This is a genomic window from Lentimicrobiaceae bacterium (genome assembly GCA_028697555.1).
Lineage (GTDB): Bacteria > Bacteroidota > Bacteroidia > Bacteroidales > UBA4417 > UBA4417.
This window is the reverse complement of record JAQVEX010000018.1, coordinates 1-19,501: the sequence shown is the minus strand read 5'-3', so window position 1 is coordinate 19,501 and position 19,501 is coordinate 1. Positions and strand designations below refer to the sequence as shown.

Below are 19,501 nucleotides of genomic sequence, written 5' to 3'. Positions count from 1 at the left end.
TTCGGGAGAGTATTGAGTTCTGAGTTCTGAGTATTTAGTATTGAGTTTGTAGAATCGTAACTCATAACTCATAACTCATAACTCATAACTCGTAACTCGTAACTCGTAACTCGAGACCCATCACTCATCATAAAATTATTAACACAAATAAATATTAAATAAAATGAAAAAATTAATTGGCGTACTAGTGGTGGCATTTATATGCTTAATAGCAACTCCAACAAATGCTCAAATTGACGTAAAAAGACTTGGTAAGCAAATTAAGCGCTCTACCGAAGAAAGAGTAGAGCAAAAGGTTAAGCAAAAGTCGTATCAAACAACCGAAAAAGGTTTCGATAAGATTGAACAATCGGCTAAAAAGGGCGCCGGCAGAAAAGGCAACAAACCTACAACTACTACCACGAGTTCAAGTTCAAGTTCAAGTTCAAGTTCAAGTTCAAGTACAGGTACTGTATCTGTAGTAAAAGCAAAAGGTAACGATATTTACGTTTCTTTTTCAACAGGCAGCAACCGCAACGACGGTAGTAAAGATGCTCCTTATAAAAATATTCAAAAAGCCATTAATGAAGCCAGAGATGGAGACGTTATCCGCATAGCCGAAGGTAATTATTTGGGGCTAATGAATATTGGTTTTGTTGAACTAAATAAAGCTGTTAGTTTAATAGGAGGCTACAATAGCGACTTTTCGCAACGCGACCCAATAAAATATCAAACAACTATACAGCCTCGTCCGGAACAATCAGGTACTTCGTCTAATAAAAGCCTTCTTACAGTCAACTTGAAAAATGCAAATGTTGTATTCGACGGTTTAATTTTAGATAGAGGTTGGCAAACCGGATATAGTATTAGTCCAAGCGACAGCGAGCGTGGTCAGCCCGATGGAGTTGAAACCGGAAGATTTTTGCCGCCTCCAACAAAAGGTGGAAATCATGGAGTAAGAGACGTAATATCTAATGTTCAACCGCTTTTGGGTGGTTCAGCCGAAAATTGCGACATAACAATACAAAACTGCTTATTCCTTAATGCCAGCAACTATGGTATTCAGATGGGAATACGCACTACAACCGTCAGAGTTATCAACAACTTGTTTTTAAACTCGCGTATGGCTGCTGTCGAAATTCGTGGCACCTCGGCTACTCACGCTGCTATACAGGAAGAAGTTGAGTTTGCATATAATACAATACTTTTTGCTTGGAGCCGTACAAAAGAATTTGAAGATATGGGATACGGTTTCCGCTTCATGACAGGAGTACATTATAACGTGCACGATAATATTATAGGAGGCTCATGTTTCTCAGGTTTAGACAAAACACGTATTGATTCACGCGAGGAAAGCAGAAAAATTCATGTTAACAACAATTTATTCTTCTTAAATAAGCAAGCTGACCTGACTCTACCAAGCCAAGGAGGAAAGTTTATGCGTATTCGTACCGATATGTTCGAAGATGTTGAAGACCTTACTTCTGCACAAGGAAATATTACAGCTACTCCTGAAGACTATCCGGAACTTACCGAAGCTATTGATCATCCGTACTTAAACGGATTTATCAATGTTGCTTATAGTGAAGAAGCAAGCCATGACCCAAATTCGCCTGCTAATGTATTCCGTCAGGCTATGGGTATGAATATGGTTGGCACCATCAGAAGTTCTGTAACTATGTTTCACAACTATTATTCCTTGGAAAAAGCTATTAAACTAATTGGAGCTATTGAGGATGTTGGAATGCAAGCAATAGAGTAAAAAGTTTTTTCTGTACAAACAGTATTTGTTGAACAAAGCACAAATTAACATTCGTCTCACTTGTTTTAAAAACAAGTGAGACGTAAGTGGTGGCTGCAAATAGCTTTTGACGAAAAATATGTGTCTATTTTACACTATTCATATTTAACTCCCGTATATATAGGTTTTTATGTAATAACTAAAATTAATAAATAAATGAAAACTAAGACATTAATTATATCGGTAATTATTATAGTTGTAATTCTACTGCTAAGTACAATTAGAATATATAATAGATTTGTTAAGTTCGAAGAAGATGTAAAAACAGCTTGGAGTCAGGTGGAAACTCAATACCAGCGTCGTGCCGACCTTATTCCGAATTTGGTAAATACCGTTAAAGGCTATGCACAGCACGAGCAAGAAACATTAGAAGAGGTTGTTAAAGCTCGTGCTAGTGCCACCAATACTAAAGTTAACTACGATGATATTAATGAAAACATTTTGGCACAATATCAAAGCACGCAAGATATATTGAGCGAAGCTTTATCACGGCTTTTGCTTGTTATTGAGCGCTATCCCGACTTAAAAGCCAACGAAAACTTTATTACGCTTCAATCGCAGTTAGAAAGTACAGAAAACAGAATAGCATACGAAAGAAGACGTTTTAACGAGGTGTCTAAAGAATATAATACTTACGTCAGACGATTCCCAACTAATTTATTTGCTAGATTGTTTTCATTTACAGAAAAACCATATTTCAAATCTGTTGAAGGTGCCAAAGATGCAGTTGAGGTTAGTTTTTAATATTAAAAGTTGTTGGTGATATTTCATTACAGATAATTTTTCTATCTTTGCAATGATGCTGATAATGAGTTTTTTGTTAATAAATACTTAATTAAGATGTAAGCTTATTGTGGCATTGCTTATGCTCGATATAAAAATAAAATTATAAACATATGAACGTAAAAGTTAACGATACGGTAATTCAACTGCATGAAGGAGCCAAAGTAAAAGATGCAGTCAGGAAGTATTACGTACTTAAAAATCAGCAATTACCTAATCCATTGCCACAGGTAAAAGATGGATATGGAAATGTAGTGGATAAGGACGGAAGCCTTTCCGAAAATTCGACACTAAAAATAATGGTCGACGAAAAGAAAGAAACATTTTTTAATAAATTAATATCAAAATTTTGTAACAAAAAAAACAGAACATGAAAAATTTCAAAACATTACTTATAGCACTCTGCGGATTGTTAATAATTCCGCTTTTGCTTACCAACTGTAAAAAACAAAATGTAAACGAAGTTGTAATATTGTCGGTAAACGATTTGCATGCCAATGTAGACAACTTCCCTAAATTTGCAGCACTTGTCGATAGTTTACGTGGAGTATATCCCGATTTGTTGTTGGTTTCAGCCGGCGATAATCAAACAGGTAATCCCGTTAACGACCAATATTCGGAAAAAGGCTTACCAATGATAGAGCTGATGAATGCCGTTAAATTTAATCTTACTTGTTTGGGAAATCACGAATTTGACGTTGGTTTGAACGAACTTGATGCACTAATGCGTAAATCAAATTTTGATTACTTATGTGCAAACATGCAAGCACCAACAATCCCCGATTTTAAAGTCAAACCTTACGTAATTTACAAACTTAACAATGGACTTAAGGTTGCTTTCTTAGGTTTGTTGCAAGTCAACAATACAGGCATTCCCGATACTCATCCGGTTAGAGTGCAAGATTTAGTTTTCACAAATCCTTTTGAAGTAGCTCCAAACTATGCATTTCTTAAAGATTCTGCCGATGTTTTTGTAGCCCTAACGCATATTGGTTTTGAAGAAGATGTAATACTATCGGAAATAATGGCAGATAAAGGTTTGCACCTTATCATAGGTGGACATTCGCACACAATTGTGGAAGATCAACAAGTTCATAACGGAATTGTTATTACGCAGGCTGGAAATAAACTTCGTAATGCAACTTTGCAACGTATAAATGTCGATAACAAAAAAGTTTCAATAACCACGCAACTAATTAGTATAGAGAATTTCACAAAAGAAGATTCTAGTATCAGAGCAATGGTTGACAAGTATAACGATTCTCCGACATTATCTGTCGTGGTAGGTAAGGCAAGTACCGATTTTACAACTTACGATGCGTTAGGCTATTTAATGGCAGATGCTAATAGAATTATAGCTAATGCTGATGTAGCTCTTCAAAACCCTGGCGGAGTCAGAATTAATGAGCTTAAAAAAGGAGATATCACACTATTAGATGTCTATAAATTAGATCCTTTTGGCAACGAATTGCTTACAATTAATCTTACAGGACAAGAAATTCTTAATTACTTGTATGCTTCTTATCCGGTAGATCACAACGAGACTATACCATCAGGTTTTGATGTAAAATACACTTTTGATGCCGAAAAAAATGTGGAAAAAATTGAAGCATTTATAAAAGGCAAACCCATAGATTTGAATAAAACCTATAAGGTAGCTATAAGTTCGTACGCAGCTACAGCATACAATTTTGAACATAAGGATGTTGGCACTTCTATGTATATAACTACAGCTCAAGCTTTAATTAATCATATTCAAAATGTAAAGACTGTTAAAGATTACAGCAAGGAAAACAGAATCACACAAATTTTTAAATAAAACAAATAAACCTTTAACCTTTAAAATTTTATAATGATGAAACAATTAATTTTAATCACAAGTATATTAATTTGCTCACTATCAATTAAAGCGCAAGTTGTATATGTAACTCAGTACAAAAGCGATGCCGACAAAATTGTTTATGTAACTCAGTACAAAAGCGACGCCGATATGTTGGTATACACTACCCAATATAAAAGCGACGCCAAAGAAGACAGCGGTATATGGTATTATACAGAATACAAAAGCGACGCCGACTGGGTAATCTATTTTACAAAATATAAAAGCGATGCTAACCTGATTATTTATCACACCGAATATAGGAGTGATGCAGGCTGGAGAAATCGGAAATAGGTTAATGTAAGGGTTAATTAATTTTAAGGGGCTACTCATAATAAAACGTGGGTAGCCTTTTTGTTTTAGCCTTTAGCTCTTGGCTTTTAGCCATTAGCTGAGTTCAGCCCGAAAATACGAGGTTTATTACTAATTTTTAAATGACCAATCACCCACCACCCATCACCATTCACCAAACTCAGCCAACGGCTAACGGCTACAACAAGTATCAATTATTATAACTTTTTCAATTAACAACCCACCACATTATCACAACTTTTATACATTTGTAGTATGAAAAAAACATTATCGGTAGTATTATTATTTTTTGTCTCAAATTTACTATTGGGGCAGTTTGTTATAAAACAGGATCAGATTTCACATCCAATAACAATTCCAATTTCGTTTAGCGGTTCGTTCGGAGAATTAAGAAGCGATCACTTCCATTCGGGCGTTGACCTTAGAGTCCAGCAAAGAGAAGGTCTGCCAATACTCGCAGCCGACGACGGTATTGTAAGTCGTATAAAAGTTTCTCCTGTTGGCTATGGGAACGCTTTATATATCAGCCATGCCAACGGTATTACTACCGTTTACGGACACCTACGAAATTACAACGATGTTATAACCGAGTATGTTACTAAGCAACAGTATCGAAGACAAAGTTTTGCAGTCGATTTGTTTCCATCTCCTTTTGCCGATAAAATTTCGGTTAAAAAAGGTGAAATCATTGGTTATGCCGGAAATACAGGCTCTTCGGGTGGACCTCACTTGCATTTTGAAGTCAGAAACACTATAACCGAACGTCCGTTAAATCCTTTATTGTTTGGTGTAAAAATAAATGATATTCATTATCCTGAAATTCAGAGTTTTAAGTTGTATTCCGAAAATAAATCGGAAGTAGCTAATTTCCCGCAATCCGATGAAATCTTTAAAGTAATCGCAGTTTCCGACAAAAAGTACAAACTACCTGCCGATACCATTACTTTAAGTGGTGAGTATAGCTTTGGTGTAAAAGCCATAGACCGCATGACTTCCAAAAACGACAGGAATGGTTGGTACAAGATGGAAGTGATTATTGACGATGAACCTTTGTTTGAAATGAAAATGGATAGTTTCAGTTTTGACGAATCAAGGTATATAAACGCTTCTATCGATTATTACGAATACGAAAAAGGTAACGGCAGATATATTATAACTAAAAAGTTGCCTGGAAATGTGCTTTCTATTTTCAACACTTTTAATGGAAACGGGATATTTAACTTTCAACCAAATAATATTTACAAGGTAGAAATAAAAATATCTGATTATAGCGATAAAACTTCGGTATTGGAATTTTGGGTAAAAGGTGCCGACGAAAGTGTTTTTGTCTCCACTCCTAATATTGAAAGCACTTTCACAAATCTATTTTCGTACAACCAAGAAAACAAATTTAGCAATGATGAAATAGAAGTAACAATCCCGAAAGGAGCATTATATCAGGACATATATTTTGATCATAGTAGCACAAAACAAAATGCTAATAGCTTTTCCGATGTTTTTCAAATTCACAGACCATACGTACCCTTACACAAAAACATAACGATTGATATAAAACAAAATAATATTCCCGACAAATTAAAATCAAAAGCTGTAGCAGTACGTATTGATAAAAAGAATAAAAAATCTTCGGTAGGCGGCGAATTTACCAAAAATGGATATTTTACATTTACAACACGCAGCTTTGGTAATTTTGCATTAGAAATAGATACGGTAAAACCTTCAATTAGCAACGTTACCGGCAAAAATGCAGGTGTATTAATTTTTAAGGTTTACGACGAATTGTCAGGAATAGCCGATTATAAAGGTGTTTTGAATGGAAGCTGGGCTTTGGTTTCGTGGGATCCGAAAACAAAAACAATGAAGTACACCTACGATCATTTGGTTAAAAAAGGTCAAAACGAATTTGTACTCCACGTAACCGACAAAGTGGGTAATAAAAATAAATTACGAGTAGTTTTTAATAATTAGAAAACATGCCAAATTATAAATCAATTATTACAGATATATATAACCAGGTAAGGGGAATTAATTTGGGAGGCAAAGTTGCAACCTATATACCCGAGTTAGCCAAGGTAAACCCTAATTATTTTGGTGTTCATATATCAACTGTTAGTGGCGATGATTACGGCATAGGCGATTATCAAATTCCGTTTTCAATTCAAAGTATTTCCAAAATATTTATTTTGAGTTATGCTTATGTACTGTTTGGCGAAAAATTGTGGCAAAGAGTAGGCGTTGAGCCTTCCGGTACGCCTTTCAATTCGCTTATACAGTTGGAAAGCGATAAAGGAATACCCCGAAATCCTTTCATAAATTCCGGAGCTCTTGTTGTTTGCGATATGCTTGTTAGCGAGCTTAAAAACCCACTGTCGGATTTGTTTGATTATATGAAAAAAGTAACGCAAATAGATGATATTTATTACAATAAAACGGTGGCTGAATCTGAAAAGAAAGCCGGCTATCGTAATGTTGCGTTATGTAACTTTATTAAATCTTTCGGCAATATTGATAATGAGCCCGAAGAGGTTTTAGACTTCTATTTTAAAATATGTTCGATTGAATTAAGCTGCCAAGAGTTATCGAAAGCTTTTTTGTATCTAGCCAGCGACAAATTTAGGATAAACAACCCCGAAATTCAGTTAAACGATAGCCAAGCCAAAAGAATAAAAGCATTAATGCAAACCTGTGGTTTTTACGACGAATCGGGTGAATTTGCTTTTAAAGTCGGATTGCCGGGCAAGAGTGGAGTAGGTGGTGGAATAATTGCAATTTGCCCCGAAAGATACTCAATAGCAACTTGGAGTCCACTTTTAAATCAAAAAGGAAACTCTCAAAAAGGATTTTTGTTTCTCGAACAATTTACAACCGAAACCGAAGTCTCTATATTTTAAATAAAATGTACTTCCTTCAATTATTTTGCGAATGAATGTGTAAAAAAACTGCTGTTTTATTTCGTAATTTAAAAAAATATATACCTTTGCAAAAGTTTATTACAAGTGGAAAGATTTGATTGCTTGCAACCACATGAAAAAATGCTAAAAACATTTCCGCAGCCAAATCTTCCATTTTATTTATTTAACCAATTAAAATCATATAAGATGAAGTATTTATATACATCGGAAAGTGTTTCGGAAGGACACCCCGACAAAGTTGCAGACCAAATTTCAGATGCACTATTAGACGAATTTTTGCGCTATGATGAAAATAGCAAAGTAGCTTTAGAAACTCTTGTTACAACAGGTTTGGTAGTTTGTAGCGGAGAAGTCAGAACCAAGGGTTATGTCGATATTCAGACTGTGGTACGTAAAACCATAGAGAAAATCGGATATAACAAAGCCGAGTATCGTTTCGATAACAATTCGTGCGGTATTATTACTACAATTCAAGGACAATCGGACGATATATATATGGGTGTTGGCAAAAAAAATGCGGAAGAGCAAGGAGCCGGCGACCAAGGCATGATGTACGGCTATGCTACCAACGAAATGGATAATTTAATGCCTATGCCTATTGAAATTGCGCATATTATTTTGCAGGAATTGGCAAAAATACGTCGCGAAGGTAAATATATGAAGTATCTGCGACCTGATAGCAAATCACAAGTTACTATCGAATACGACAATCACAAACCTATTAGAATAGATACTATTGTAATCTCAACTCAGCACGACGAATTTGTTAAGGCTAGTAGTAACTCTCCAAAAGCTGTAACAAAAGCTGACAAAGAGATGCAAAATCAAATAAGGGCTGACATTATTAAATATTTGATTCCGAGAGTAGCCGAGCAAGTACCATCTAACGTTAAAAAAATGCTCAGCGACCCTAAAATTAAATACTTTGTAAACCCGACGGGCAAGTTTGTAATAGGAGGACCTCACGGCGATACAGGACTTACAGGTCGTAAAATTATTGTCGATACTTACGGCGGAAAAGGTGCTCACGGAGGTGGTGCATTTTCGGGAAAAGACTCCTCAAAGGTCGACCGTTCGGGAGCTTATGCAGCCAGATACATTGCTAAAAACATGGTAGCAGCAGGAGTTGCCGATGAAATGCTTGTGCAAATAGCCTATGCTATTGGTGTGGCTAAGCCTGTCAGTATTTTTGTTGACACGTTTAATACCACAAAAATTAAAGATGATAAAGGCAAAACTGTTACAAATGCTGATATAGCAAAAAAAATCACTCAATTATTTGATTTAAGACCATACAATATAATTAAAACTTTGGGCTTGAAAAATCCTATATTTGAGCCTACTGCATCGTATGGGCATTTCGGAAGAACTCCTTACGAAAAGGAAGTAGAAGTGTATTATTCGGATGATAAAACTAAATCTAAGAAAGAAAAAAATTACAAGAAAGTAACATTTTTTGCTTGGGAAAAATTAGACGCTGTCGATAAAATAAAAAAGGAATTTAAAATTAAGTAATTCGAGTTATTACGGGATGTTGCGAGTTGCTGGTTACGTGGTGCGTGTTGCGTGGTACGTGGTAGTTTTTAGTTTTGTCCCGAAGTTTCGGGATAGTTTCAGCGACTTTGTTAAACTGTTTTGTAATACATAAAGTTCCTTATTATGCACTCAATAAACTATTTTGCTGAGAACAAGCAATAAGCAACAATTTAGCTTAAAAAAGAACGGCATACATTTCTTCTGAATGTAGTTCGAAATGAATCCTTAGTGAGAACGGGAAGCTCCGAGCTTGTGAGGAGATCACCCGCACGAACTTAGGATTTATGAGAACGCAATTCAGAAAAGAAATGTCAGCCTTGACTTTTTGGTTCTTTTGTGTCAAGACAAAAGAACATAAAAGAAAAAGAGAATAAATAAGTTTATTCTAAACAGTTTTCAGTTAAATTATTCCTTTATGTTAATAAAAGATATGTTAATAAAAAACATTAAACTTGTTGTAATAATTTAAATAAGTTAGAATAATGGGAAATAAAAATTTGAAGCATCTTAATAAAAAAGCCTTACATCGATTTTGTAAGGCTTTTTTTGTAGTAATTATGATGGTATATCCGACTATTCTTTGCTTCTATACTCATCAATAATGTCTCTAACTCCGTCGGGCGAGATACGTCCGTAAACTTTTTCGCCAACCATAACAACAGGAGCTAAACCGCATGCACCTACGCATCTCAAGCAACTTAGCGAAAACTTTCCGTCGGGAGTAGTTTCACCAACTTGAAGATTTAAAATGCGTTTGAATTCGTCTAACACTTTTTCTGCACCACGGACGTAGCAAGCTGTTCCCATGCAAATGCTAATAGGATGTTCGCCTTTTGGAACCATAGTGAAAAATGAATAAAAGGATACTACACCGTAAACGTGAGCTACCGAAATATTTAATTCTTCGGCAATTAGTTCCTGAACTTCAGCCGGTAAGTAACCGAATAATCCTTGTGTTTTGTGCAACACGTTTATGAGTTCACCTTTATCGTTGTTGTGTTCTTTACAAATTGCTTTAATTTGTTCAACTTTTGTATTATTTAATTTTATTTTTGCCATAATGTTAAAATTTATTGAGTTAAATTATTCATCAATTTCGATTGTTTTCTTTTTATCGAAATAATGAGTATGTAATAATTGATGAGCTTTTTCTCCCAAAGGTTTACCCAAAAATTCTTTATATAGTTTTTGTATATAAGGATTTTCGTGCGATTTTCTAATAGCTTTACTCTTATCTTCGTCGTATAGAGCTTTCTGACGAGCAAGTAAGATAGAAGAATCGCCGTGGTGAAGCGGTTGACCACCTCCACCAACACAACCTCCAGGACAAGCCATAATTTCTATAGCATGGAAACTGGTATCTCCGGCTCTAACTCTTTCTAACAATTTTCTGGCGTTACCTAATCCGTGTGCAATACCAATTTTAATTGGGGTGCCGTCAAAATCAACGGTAGCCTCACGAATACTTTCCATACCTCTTAGCTCGGTAAAGTCGACTTTTTCTAAGGTTTTACCCGTAAACACTTCGTATGCTGTACGAGTAGCAGCTTCAATAACACCACCGGTAGCACCGAAAATAACGGCAGCTCCTGTAGATTCGCCTAATGGAGCATCGTAATCGCTTTCTGGCAATGCGTTGAAGTCGATGTTAGCTTGCTTTATTAGTTGAGCTAATTCGCGAGTTGAGATTGAAAAATCTACATCAGGATTTCCGTCTACTGAAAATTCCTCACGACTACATTCAAATTTCTTAGCTAAACAAGGCATAATAGAAACAACTATTAGGTCTTGGCGTTTAACCTTAAGCATATCGGCAAAATATGTTTTTGCAATAGCACCGAACATTTGTTGTGGAGAACGTGCTGTTGATGGAACATCTAACATGTCGGGGAATTGATGCTCAAAGAAATTAACCCAACCTGGGCAGCAGGAAGTAAGAATAGGCAATTTAACAGTAGTGTCGCCTTTAAGGTGACGGCTAATTCTGTCTAATAATTCCGAGCCTTCTTCCATAATAGTTAAGTCAGCAGCAAAGTCGGTATCGAAAACGTAGTCGAAACCAAGTTCTCTGAGTGCTGAAACCATTTTTCCTGTAACACTTGTTCCTGGCTCTAAGCCAAATGCTTCGCCTAGTGCAGCTCTAACTGCAGGTGCTGTTTGAACAACAACTTTTTTTGTTGGATCGGCAAGCATTCTGATAAGCACATTTGTATGGTCAACTTCGGTTAACGCACCTGTTGGACATACTGCAACGCATTGTCCGCAGTAGGTACATGAGCTACTTGACAAATCCATTTCAAATGCGGGAGCAACTACCGAAGTAAAACCTCTGTTAATAGCAGACAAAGCCCCAACTGTTTGGATTTCATTACACATCATTTCGCAACGTCTGCACATTATACATTTATCGATATCGCGAATAATTGATGGAGACCTGTCTTCTTTGTATGTAGATTGTTCGCCTTGGTATGCGATTTCTCTGATGCCAAATTCGTGAGCCAATGTTTGCAAATCGCAGTTACCACTCTTAGCACATACTAAGCAGTCGGTAGGGTGATTACTTAAAATTAGCTCTAATACGGTTTTTCTGGCATTTAAAACTCTAATATTGTGAGTATTAACAACCATTCCTTCTGTGCATTCGGTAGCACAAGCAGGTGCAAGATTGCGTCTTCCTTCTACTTCAACAACGCATATACGGCAACCTGCCGGACGGTTTGTAATGTTAAAATCTTCGAGGTGTAAATAACAAAGAGTGGGTATAGTAATACCAACACTTTTAGCGGCGTCTAGTATAGTTGTGCCACGTGCTACCTCAACTTCTTTTTTATCAATTGTTAATTTTATTTTATCCATATTCTTTAATTATTTTTCTTGAGTGATAAATTATTTATGTGTTGGTTATTTTATATGTATTGCATTAAATTTACATCTTTCTATACAAGCACCACATTTAATACACTTTTCTTGGTCTATAACGTGAGGTTGTTTTCTCTCTCCCGAAATTGCATTAACCGGGCAATTTCTGGCACAAGCGGTACATCCAACACAATTTTCCGGTTCAATAACATATTTCATCAAAGCTTTACAGTGTCCGCTAGGGCATCTGTGTTCTTCAATGTGAGCTACATATTCATCGTAGAAACCGTCTAATGTCGATAAAACCGGATTTGGTGAAGTTTGTCCTAAACCGCAAAGAGCTGTATCTTTAATAACAGTGCTTAAGTTACGTAATAGGTCGATGTCTTCCATTTTACCTTTTCCTTGGCAAATTCTGTCAAGTATTTCGTTAAGACGTTTGTTTCCAATTCTACATGGAGCACATTTTCCGCACGATTCTTCAACGGTAAAATCTAAGTAAAACTTAGCAATAGAAACCATACAGTCGTCTTCGTCCATAACAACCATACCTCCTGAACCCATCATAGAACCAGCTTTCACAAGGTTATCAAAGTCGATAGGTAGGTCAAGGTGTTTTTCAGTTAAGCAACCGCCCGAAGGACCACCTGTTTGAACAGCTTTAAATTTTTTGCCGTCTTTAATTCCACCACCTATTTCAAAAATAACTTCTCTAAGAGTTGTTCCCATAGGAACTTCAATTAGTCCTACGTTATTAATTTTACCTGCTAAAGCAAATACTTTGGTTCCTTTAGATTTTTCGGTTCCAATTGACGAGAACCATTCAGCTCCTTTATTAATAATAGCCGGAACGTTAGCAAATGTTTCAACGTTATTAACGTTTGTAGGTTTTTCTAAATATCCCGAAACACTTGGGAATGGAGGTTTAAGTGTAGGTTCGCCTCTTTTACCTTCCATTGAGCGTATAAGAGCCATTTCTTCACCACAAACAAAGGCTCCTGCTCCGTAACGCAATTCAAGATTGAATTTGAAATCCGTGCCAAGAATTCCATCTCCAAGAAGTCCTAATTCTTGTGCTTGATTGATTGCTATTTTTAGTCTTTGGATAGCAAGTGGATATTCGGCTCTAATGTAGATAAGACCTTTAGTTGCTCCTATACAATAACCGCAAATAGCCATAGCTTCTATAATTGAGTGCGGGTCGCCTTCAAGTATAGACCTGTCCATAAAAGCACCTGGGTCGCCTTCGTCGGCATTACAAACAACATATTTTTGGTCGCTTACGCTTTTTGATGTGATTTCCCATTTTAAACCTGTGGGGAAACCTGCACCACCTCTACCACGTAGTCCGCTATTTTTTATCTCATCAATTACTTGTTGAGGAGTCATTTCGGTAATACATTTTGCAAGTGCAGCGTAGCCATCTCTCGAAATATATTCGTCGATGTTTTCGGGGTCGATAAAACCACAGTTACGTAAGGCTATACGTAATTGTTTACGATAAAAACCCATGTGTTTCGAGTCTTCAATAGTCTCTTTTTTTGTTGGGTCTTTGTACAGAAGTCTTTCAACTTTACGTCCTTTTATTACGTGCTCGGCAATGATTTCTGTAGCATCGCTCGGTCTAACTTCTACATAAAAAGTGTTGTCGGGTTGAACTTTAACAATAGGTCCTTTTTCGCAAAAACCAAAACAACCGGTTTTAATAACTTGCACGTCATTTTCAAGACCTTTATTTATTAGCTCCGTTTTTAAGCTTTCGATTATTAATGCGCTCTCCGAAGCTTTACAGCCTGTGCCTCCACAGACTAGTAAGTGCATTTTATATTTCTTATTCATATTGGTTTTATTTAGTTGTTATCATCAATTTTTTCGTAATTTACAGGAATAATTCCATCAACAAGTTCTTTTTCAAGAATATACTTGCTAATAATTTCATCCACTTTTTTAGTATCAACGTATCCAAAAACAACGGGGTCGTCGCCGGGTAGTTTAACTTCTAGTGTGGGTTCTGCATAGCAATATCCCATACAGCCTGTTTGAGTTACTACGGCGTTAATGTTTCTTTTGTCTAATTCGTTGATTAGATACTCCATTACTTCTTTAGCTCCTGCAGCTATACCACAGGTAGCCATAGCTACTTTTATTTGTGGAATGCTTTCAGGGTTTTCGCTGTTTTCGCGAGATTTCATTTTTTCCTGAACCTCAGATTTTATTCTCTTGAGGTCGGCTAGCGATTTGATTTTGTTCATATTAATAAGGTTTTATTGTTAATATAATTTTTTTATTTTATGTTTTCGTTTATGATGTTTTTTATATAAGATATGACTTGAGGGTCGCTTATAGGAACATCTTCAAGTACTTCTTTAATTTCGTTTGTGCTTATTTCAAATATGTCGTCGTTTGTTTTAAATTTAAAAATAAAGTTAATATCGGGGTTCGAACTCATGCAAAGAGAAATAACTCCGCCAATATCTCCAAGTGGCAACATATCGATATTGGTATGCATAAACTTAGCGCTTATTGTTGTGCCTTCATTTATTACCGAGTGTATGTTGAATGTTCCATTTGTTCTTTCGGCATTTTGTTTTAGTAAAGGAATACCTAAACCGACTTTTCGCGTTGTGCGCGAGGTGTAATAGGGGTCGGTAACTCGTTTTACTGTTTCTTCGCTCATTCCTTTGCCATTGTCTATTATTTGTAACAAAAATTCTTCGCTATTCTTATCTATAGATACTATTATAGTATCAGAGCCCGCAGTTATTGAGTTCTGTACTATATCCATAATATGTAGCGATAAGTCTTTCATTTAATTTAGCATTGGTTTTACCGATTTTGATTCTAAAGCTTCTTTAATTCCTTTATACGATAGTTCGTTTAAAGAAAATATTGTGTACTGTTTGCCTATTTGTTCAATAAAATGTGCATCAGAATTTGTAATCAATGGCAGATTTGTCATTTTAGCCATTGCAACAACTTCGGGCGATTTTTCCCAATTACTGGAAATTTCGAGAGCATCTGCTTTAAGGTCGGGAGGAATAAAACCCAACTGACTTATAAGGCTTGTTGATTTTTTATCGATATGAGCCGGAATAAATAGTCCGTCTAATTCGTGTACTTTTCTTTCAACTTGGTCTATTGATTGGTTTATACCAGATATTAGCAAATATTCAACTTGGTCGATTATGTCTTCGTTTTCATCAACAACTACCTGATAGCCAAACCTATCAACATCATTAACTATAGGAGGTAGGTGTTCTTCTAAGTATTTTTGAAATGCTTTTAGTGAAATTGTATCTTCAAAAAATGCTAAACAATGCACCTCTTCTTTGGTAGTAACTTCGGCTCCCATAAGTACGAACAGTTTGTGTTTTTCGCCTATTTTTTTTATCAGTTCGCAATGAAGTGTTGAGTTATGGTCGGTTATGCCAATTATATCCAAATTGAGCGAAACAGCTTTATTAATAATATTAATAGGGCTCATGTCTATATCTCCGCAAGGTGATAAGACTGTGTGTATATGTATATCTGCCCTATAATTGTTCATATCCTAAATTTATTTTATAAGATTGTATATCAAGCCCGATACTTCAAATGCAGTAAGTTCAGTTCCTAATACCGGAATGTTTTCTTCATTAGCTTGTTCCAACATGTCATCTTCAGGCTTTGCATTGTTTATTAATATAATACATGCAAGGTCTTTCAGAGACGCTACAGCCACAACGTTTTTGTGCGATTGAATTGTAATCCACACGTCGCCACTTTGGGCTTTTCCCATAACATCGCTCAGCAAGTCAGAAGTATACCCTCCGGTGATGTCGATATCTTCACCTTTGCAGGTACCCCAAACTTTAAGGTTTAATTTATTTACTAATTCTGAAACTTTCATATTTAATAATATTAATTGATTTTATTAAATTTATTTTTTCCCCATATGTCAATCATAATTTGATATGATTTGTCGGGAGTGAGTTTGTCTTTTTGTTCCATACTACGTTGTATGAATATGCACTGCTCTAGTTTTGCCTCGTGATTAGCAATATCACTTGCGAAGGCATTGCAATTTGGTGAGCCACATACCGAGCAGTCTATTTGCGGTAAAATCTTCATTATTTTGGAGATTCTATCTAATTTTTGCATAGCAACTTCGATTTTTTCATCAAGTTTCATCATGTTTCTTGGTAAAACCGCATCAACTTGTATTTGCGATTGTAAAAACTCATCGTATTTTTGTATAACATCGGCAACTTCGGCGGGTTCATTTTGGGCTGAAGACGACAACTGACTTTTTTTAATTTTTTCGGATATTAAAAACTTATTGCTTGTCAGAAGTACTCCACCTGCACAGCTTTCTATACACGAACGAAGTTCAATATAATCTATGCCTTCAATTTCTTCGTTTTCAACTTTTTCTAAAAATTCAATAACGTTATGAATACCGTCAACAGCAATATTGTTTCCTTTAATAATTGAAGCTTCTCCGTACGTAAGGGGCCAGTTTGTAGCGTATGGGTGTATGTTGTGCGAAAAGTTAATGCTGTCGGTATCATCGGTGCTAACAGCATTGTTTTTCAAATATGTATACACTTTGTTGAATAGCGTATCCATATTTATAACTCCGTTGATAGCGCTAATATCCTCACCAACCGGACTTTTTACTGCTGCTATTTTTGCGGCGCAAGGAGTAATATAAAAGAGTCCTATTTCTTCTTCAGGGATGTTATTCGATGTTAGCTCTTGCTTAACAGCAATGGCTGTTACGTCTAACGGAGTTTTGAGTAACAAAATATTCGGAGTAAGCGAAGGAAATTTAACTTGGACAAGACGAACAACTGCAGGACAAAATGATGATATTATAGGACTTATGTCTTTGTTTTTATCACAATACTCGTTGATTTTATTGATTAAATACGGGACACTTATCTCTGCAACTGCCACGTTGGTAAAACCTATCGCCATAATGGCATTGCATATTTGAGTTTTTGAATACCTATCGGGAAATTGACCGAAAAACACCTCAGGAACGAGCGCAATTCTGTGTTTGTAGTTATTTATTTCGTCAAAATCGTCTTGTTTGATGTATATAGCGTTTACCGGACACACTTCAAAGCATTTGCCGCAATCAATACATCTGTTGTCGGATATAAAAGCCTTGCCATTTTTTACTCTTATTGCCTCTGTAGGACAAGAGTTCATACACTTAGAACAACCATAACATAACTGATGGTCGACTTTAAGTGCATGATAAAAAAAGGCTTTTTCCATTGTTTAGTATTGTTTTATCAGGTTAAGTTAAGTTAATTTTAAGTGTAACTGTTGTTCCGTCTTCTTTAGAGCTAGTAATGTGCATGCTATCTGTGTTTCTCTTCATATTGCTAAGTCCCATACCGGCTCCAAATCCCATTTCTCTAACTGCTGCACTTGCGGTTGAATAACCTTCTTGCATAGCTTTTTCTATATCAGGGATACCGGGTCCAACGTCTATTAGATTTATTACTACGTGATCAGGTGTTATTTCGCATTCAATTTTTCCACCCAACGAATGTGCGACAATATTAACTTCACCTTCATACAAAGCAATAACAGTACGTTTAATTATTTGCGGCGGTACGTTAAGTTGTTTTAATACTTTTTTAAAATCGCTGGAAGCATTCCCAGCTTTTGTAAAATTCCCTGCTTCTACTTCGTAAACAAATTGCATCTGTAAAAGTTTTAAAAAACGGGTTTTAATCCGGTTTGATATAATTCTCCAACTGCTTTAAACATAGAATGTGGGCACTCAATAATAACTATGTCGTTTTCTTCGGCAAGTTCAACCATATCTTGCGTAGCTTTTTTGTTTCTAACAAGTACTATGTGTTGTATGTCCGACATTTCGGCAGTTCGTATTGTTTGAAGATTGCACAATCCGGTTATCAGCAATAGCTTTTCGCAATGAAGCGTAAGTACATCGCTCATAAGGTCGGAAGCAAAAGCAAATTCTATATCAGCATCTTCCCAATTTTCACCGCAAACTACTTTTGCATCGATTTTACTAACTATATCCTTTAATTTCATTTTTATATTTTGTTATTGCTTCTTGAAGTAAATATTTGTCCTATCTTTCAATCTGCAAAAATAACAGAACGCCGTCAATAAAAAAAATATTTGTTAAGGTTTTAAAAGGATTGCAAAACGCAATTTTTAATTATAAGTTGTTGCTAATTAGCCAAATGTAAATATACTTTTTATTTAGATTAAGTATAAAAATCAAATTTAGCAGGTTTAAGGTTAATTTTATATTAATAACGAGGAAGTATAAAAACAAAAAAGTGCCGAAAGGCACTTTTGATTTTATTAATAAATTAAACTTTGATTAAAAGATTGAATACAACTTAATATTCATCTTCGTGAAAGAAGAAATCTTCTTTAGATGGGTAATCAGGCCACAAATCTTCTATATTATCGTAAACTTCGCCCTCATCTTCTATTTCTTGTAGGTTTTCTACAATTTCCATTGGAGCTCCACTTCGAATGCAATAGTCGATTAGTTCGTCTTTAGTTGCGGGCCATGGTGCATCTTCAAGTTTCGATGCTAATTCAAGTGTCCAATACATAGTTCTAAAGTTTTATTTAATATTCACTTATAATAAATATTTTTCCATCAAATTCAATACCAACTTTATGTATTATCAAGTTATTTATCAACACAAGTGATTAATAATTGTTAATCACTTTTCTTATTCAACATATTTGCCAATTACTACATAAACAGGTAAATGGTCGCTATAGCCGTTTATAAAGATGCCGTAAGAGTAAGTTCTTAGCGGATAGCCTTTATACTGTCCGTCTTTAGCTATTAAGTAAGGTTTATTAAAAACGTGTGCTTTATGAAAAAACCACGATTTACTTTTTTTATCCAACAAGGGTTTTGAGATTATTATTTGGTCGAAAATATTCCACGAATCTCTGTATGCCAACGAGCCTATACCCCTTTTAAACAATTTCCACATGGGATTAAAGAGTCCTTTATCTTCAACCTTATGGTCTCTTCCGGTTGCTCCAAGCACTTTCAAAATAGTTCTATCAACAGGGTCGTCGTTAAAATCGCCTATAACAAATATTCTGGCATTGCTGCTGACCGTATATAGCGAGTCTACTATTTTGCGTGTCAATTGTGCAGCCGATACTCTGTATTTCTCGTCGTTGCCCCTTGATGGCCAATGGTTAACTATAATACTTATGGTATCGTTGTCTAACAAACCGGTAGCGCACAATTGCAAACGGGTACGATAGTCGGGGTCGTAATCCAAATATAAATTATGGTAGGTTACATTTATAACTCTAAAACTGTTTACCTTATAAAGCAAGGCAACATCAATGCCCCTAAAGTCGGGCGAATCTTTATGAATAATTCCATAACCCGAATTTTTTAAGGCATCGGTTGAAATTAAATCTTCT

The 19,501-nt window shown here is 35.7% G+C and carries 20 protein-coding genes; 8 read left to right on the top strand and 12 right to left on the bottom strand.

What is annotated here, in order from left to right:
• Positions 1–163 precede the first annotated feature (163 nt).
• The 8 genes from PHP31_04130 (at position 164) to metK (ending at position 9,181) form a co-directional block, all read left to right on the top strand.
• The gene (locus tag PHP31_04130) at positions 164–1,741 is read left to right on the top strand and encodes a DUF1565 domain-containing protein (protein MDD3738462.1); all 1,578 of its coding nucleotides are present in this window, start codon (positions 164–166) and stop codon (positions 1,739–1,741) included.
• Positions 1,742–1,936: 195 nt separating this feature from the next.
• Entirely contained in the window at positions 1,937–2,524 is a 588-nt protein-coding gene (locus PHP31_04125; protein MDD3738461.1) for a LemA family protein, read from the top strand.
• Positions 2,525–2,676: 152 nt separating this feature from the next.
• Complete coding sequence (locus tag PHP31_04120; protein MDD3738460.1) at positions 2,677–2,937, top strand: hypothetical protein; 261 nt, start codon at positions 2,677–2,679, stop codon at positions 2,935–2,937.
• The gene (locus PHP31_04115) at positions 2,934–4,382 is read left to right on the top strand and encodes a bifunctional UDP-sugar hydrolase/5'-nucleotidase (protein MDD3738459.1); all 1,449 of its coding nucleotides are present in this window, start codon (positions 2,934–2,936) and stop codon (positions 4,380–4,382) included. Before PHP31_04120 ends, PHP31_04115 begins: the two co-directional genes overlap by 4 nt.
• A 36-nt stretch (positions 4,383–4,418) precedes the next feature.
• Positions 4,419–4,736 carry a DUF6150 family protein gene (locus PHP31_04110; protein MDD3738458.1) on the top strand — a complete coding sequence of 106 codons (318 nt, stop codon included), beginning with the start codon at positions 4,419–4,421 and terminating at the stop codon, positions 4,734–4,736.
• A gap of 273 nt (positions 4,737–5,009) precedes the next feature.
• Positions 5,010–6,722, top strand: coding sequence for a M23 family metallopeptidase (locus PHP31_04105; protein MDD3738457.1), 1,713 nt, complete (start codon positions 5,010–5,012; stop codon positions 6,720–6,722).
• A gap of 5 nt (positions 6,723–6,727) precedes the next feature.
• A complete protein-coding gene (locus PHP31_04100) occupies positions 6,728–7,645 on the top strand; it encodes a glutaminase (protein ID MDD3738456.1) in 918 nt (305 codons plus the stop codon).
• A 207-nt stretch (positions 7,646–7,852) separates the two neighbouring features.
• Positions 7,853–9,181, top strand: a complete 1,329-nt coding sequence (metK, locus tag PHP31_04095; GenBank protein MDD3738455.1) for a methionine adenosyltransferase — start codon at positions 7,853–7,855, stop codon at positions 9,179–9,181.
• 594 nt (positions 9,182–9,775) lie between these two features.
• Here metK and PHP31_04090 read toward each other — a convergent pair.
• The 12 genes from PHP31_04090 to PHP31_04035 form a co-directional block, all read right to left on the bottom strand.
• Positions 9,776–10,261: an NAD(P)H-dependent oxidoreductase subunit E gene (locus PHP31_04090; protein MDD3738454.1), complete on the bottom strand. Its 486-nt coding sequence runs from the start codon at positions 10,259–10,261 to the stop codon at positions 9,776–9,778.
• Between the two features lie 24 nt (positions 10,262–10,285).
• Positions 10,286–12,058 carry an NADH-dependent [FeFe] hydrogenase, group A6 gene (locus PHP31_04085; protein MDD3738453.1) on the bottom strand — a complete coding sequence of 591 codons (1,773 nt, stop codon included), beginning with the start codon at positions 12,056–12,058 and terminating at the stop codon, positions 10,286–10,288.
• Positions 12,059–12,103: 45 nt separating this feature from the next.
• Positions 12,104–13,900 (bottom strand): NADH-ubiquinone oxidoreductase-F iron-sulfur binding region domain-containing protein, encoded by a 1,797-nt coding sequence (locus tag PHP31_04080; GenBank protein MDD3738452.1) that lies wholly within the window; start codon positions 13,898–13,900, stop codon positions 12,104–12,106.
• Positions 13,901–13,911: 11 nt separating this feature from the next.
• Positions 13,912–14,313 (bottom strand): (2Fe-2S) ferredoxin domain-containing protein, encoded by a 402-nt coding sequence (locus tag PHP31_04075; GenBank protein MDD3738451.1) that lies wholly within the window; start codon positions 14,311–14,313, stop codon positions 13,912–13,914.
• Positions 14,314–14,345: 32 nt separating this feature from the next.
• Positions 14,346–14,870, bottom strand: a complete 525-nt coding sequence (locus PHP31_04070) for an ATP-binding protein (protein ID MDD3738450.1) — start codon at positions 14,868–14,870, stop codon at positions 14,346–14,348.
• Entirely contained in the window at positions 14,871–15,608 is a 738-nt protein-coding gene (locus PHP31_04065; protein ID MDD3738449.1) for a PHP-associated domain-containing protein, read from the bottom strand.
• A gap of 9 nt (positions 15,609–15,617) precedes the next feature.
• Positions 15,618–15,950: a DRTGG domain-containing protein gene (locus PHP31_04060; protein ID MDD3738448.1), complete on the bottom strand. Its 333-nt coding sequence runs from the start codon at positions 15,948–15,950 to the stop codon at positions 15,618–15,620.
• Between the two features lie 11 nt (positions 15,951–15,961).
• Positions 15,962–17,326: a [Fe-Fe] hydrogenase large subunit C-terminal domain-containing protein gene (locus tag PHP31_04055; GenBank protein MDD3738447.1), complete on the bottom strand. Its 1,365-nt coding sequence runs from the start codon at positions 17,324–17,326 to the stop codon at positions 15,962–15,964.
• 22 nt (positions 17,327–17,348) lie between these two features.
• Positions 17,349–17,762 (bottom strand): ATP-binding protein, encoded by a 414-nt coding sequence (locus tag PHP31_04050; GenBank protein ID MDD3738446.1) that lies wholly within the window; start codon positions 17,760–17,762, stop codon positions 17,349–17,351.
• Positions 17,763–17,773: 11 nt separating this feature from the next.
• Positions 17,774–18,118 carry a hypothetical protein gene (locus PHP31_04045; protein ID MDD3738445.1) on the bottom strand — a complete coding sequence of 115 codons (345 nt, stop codon included), beginning with the start codon at positions 18,116–18,118 and terminating at the stop codon, positions 17,774–17,776.
• Positions 18,119–18,435: 317 nt separating this feature from the next.
• Positions 18,436–18,657: a DUF2795 domain-containing protein gene (locus tag PHP31_04040; protein ID MDD3738444.1), complete on the bottom strand. Its 222-nt coding sequence runs from the start codon at positions 18,655–18,657 to the stop codon at positions 18,436–18,438.
• Between the two features lie 123 nt (positions 18,658–18,780).
• On the bottom strand, positions 18,781–19,501 hold a 721-nt coding region (locus tag PHP31_04035), incomplete at its 5' end, for an endonuclease/exonuclease/phosphatase family protein (GenBank protein MDD3738443.1).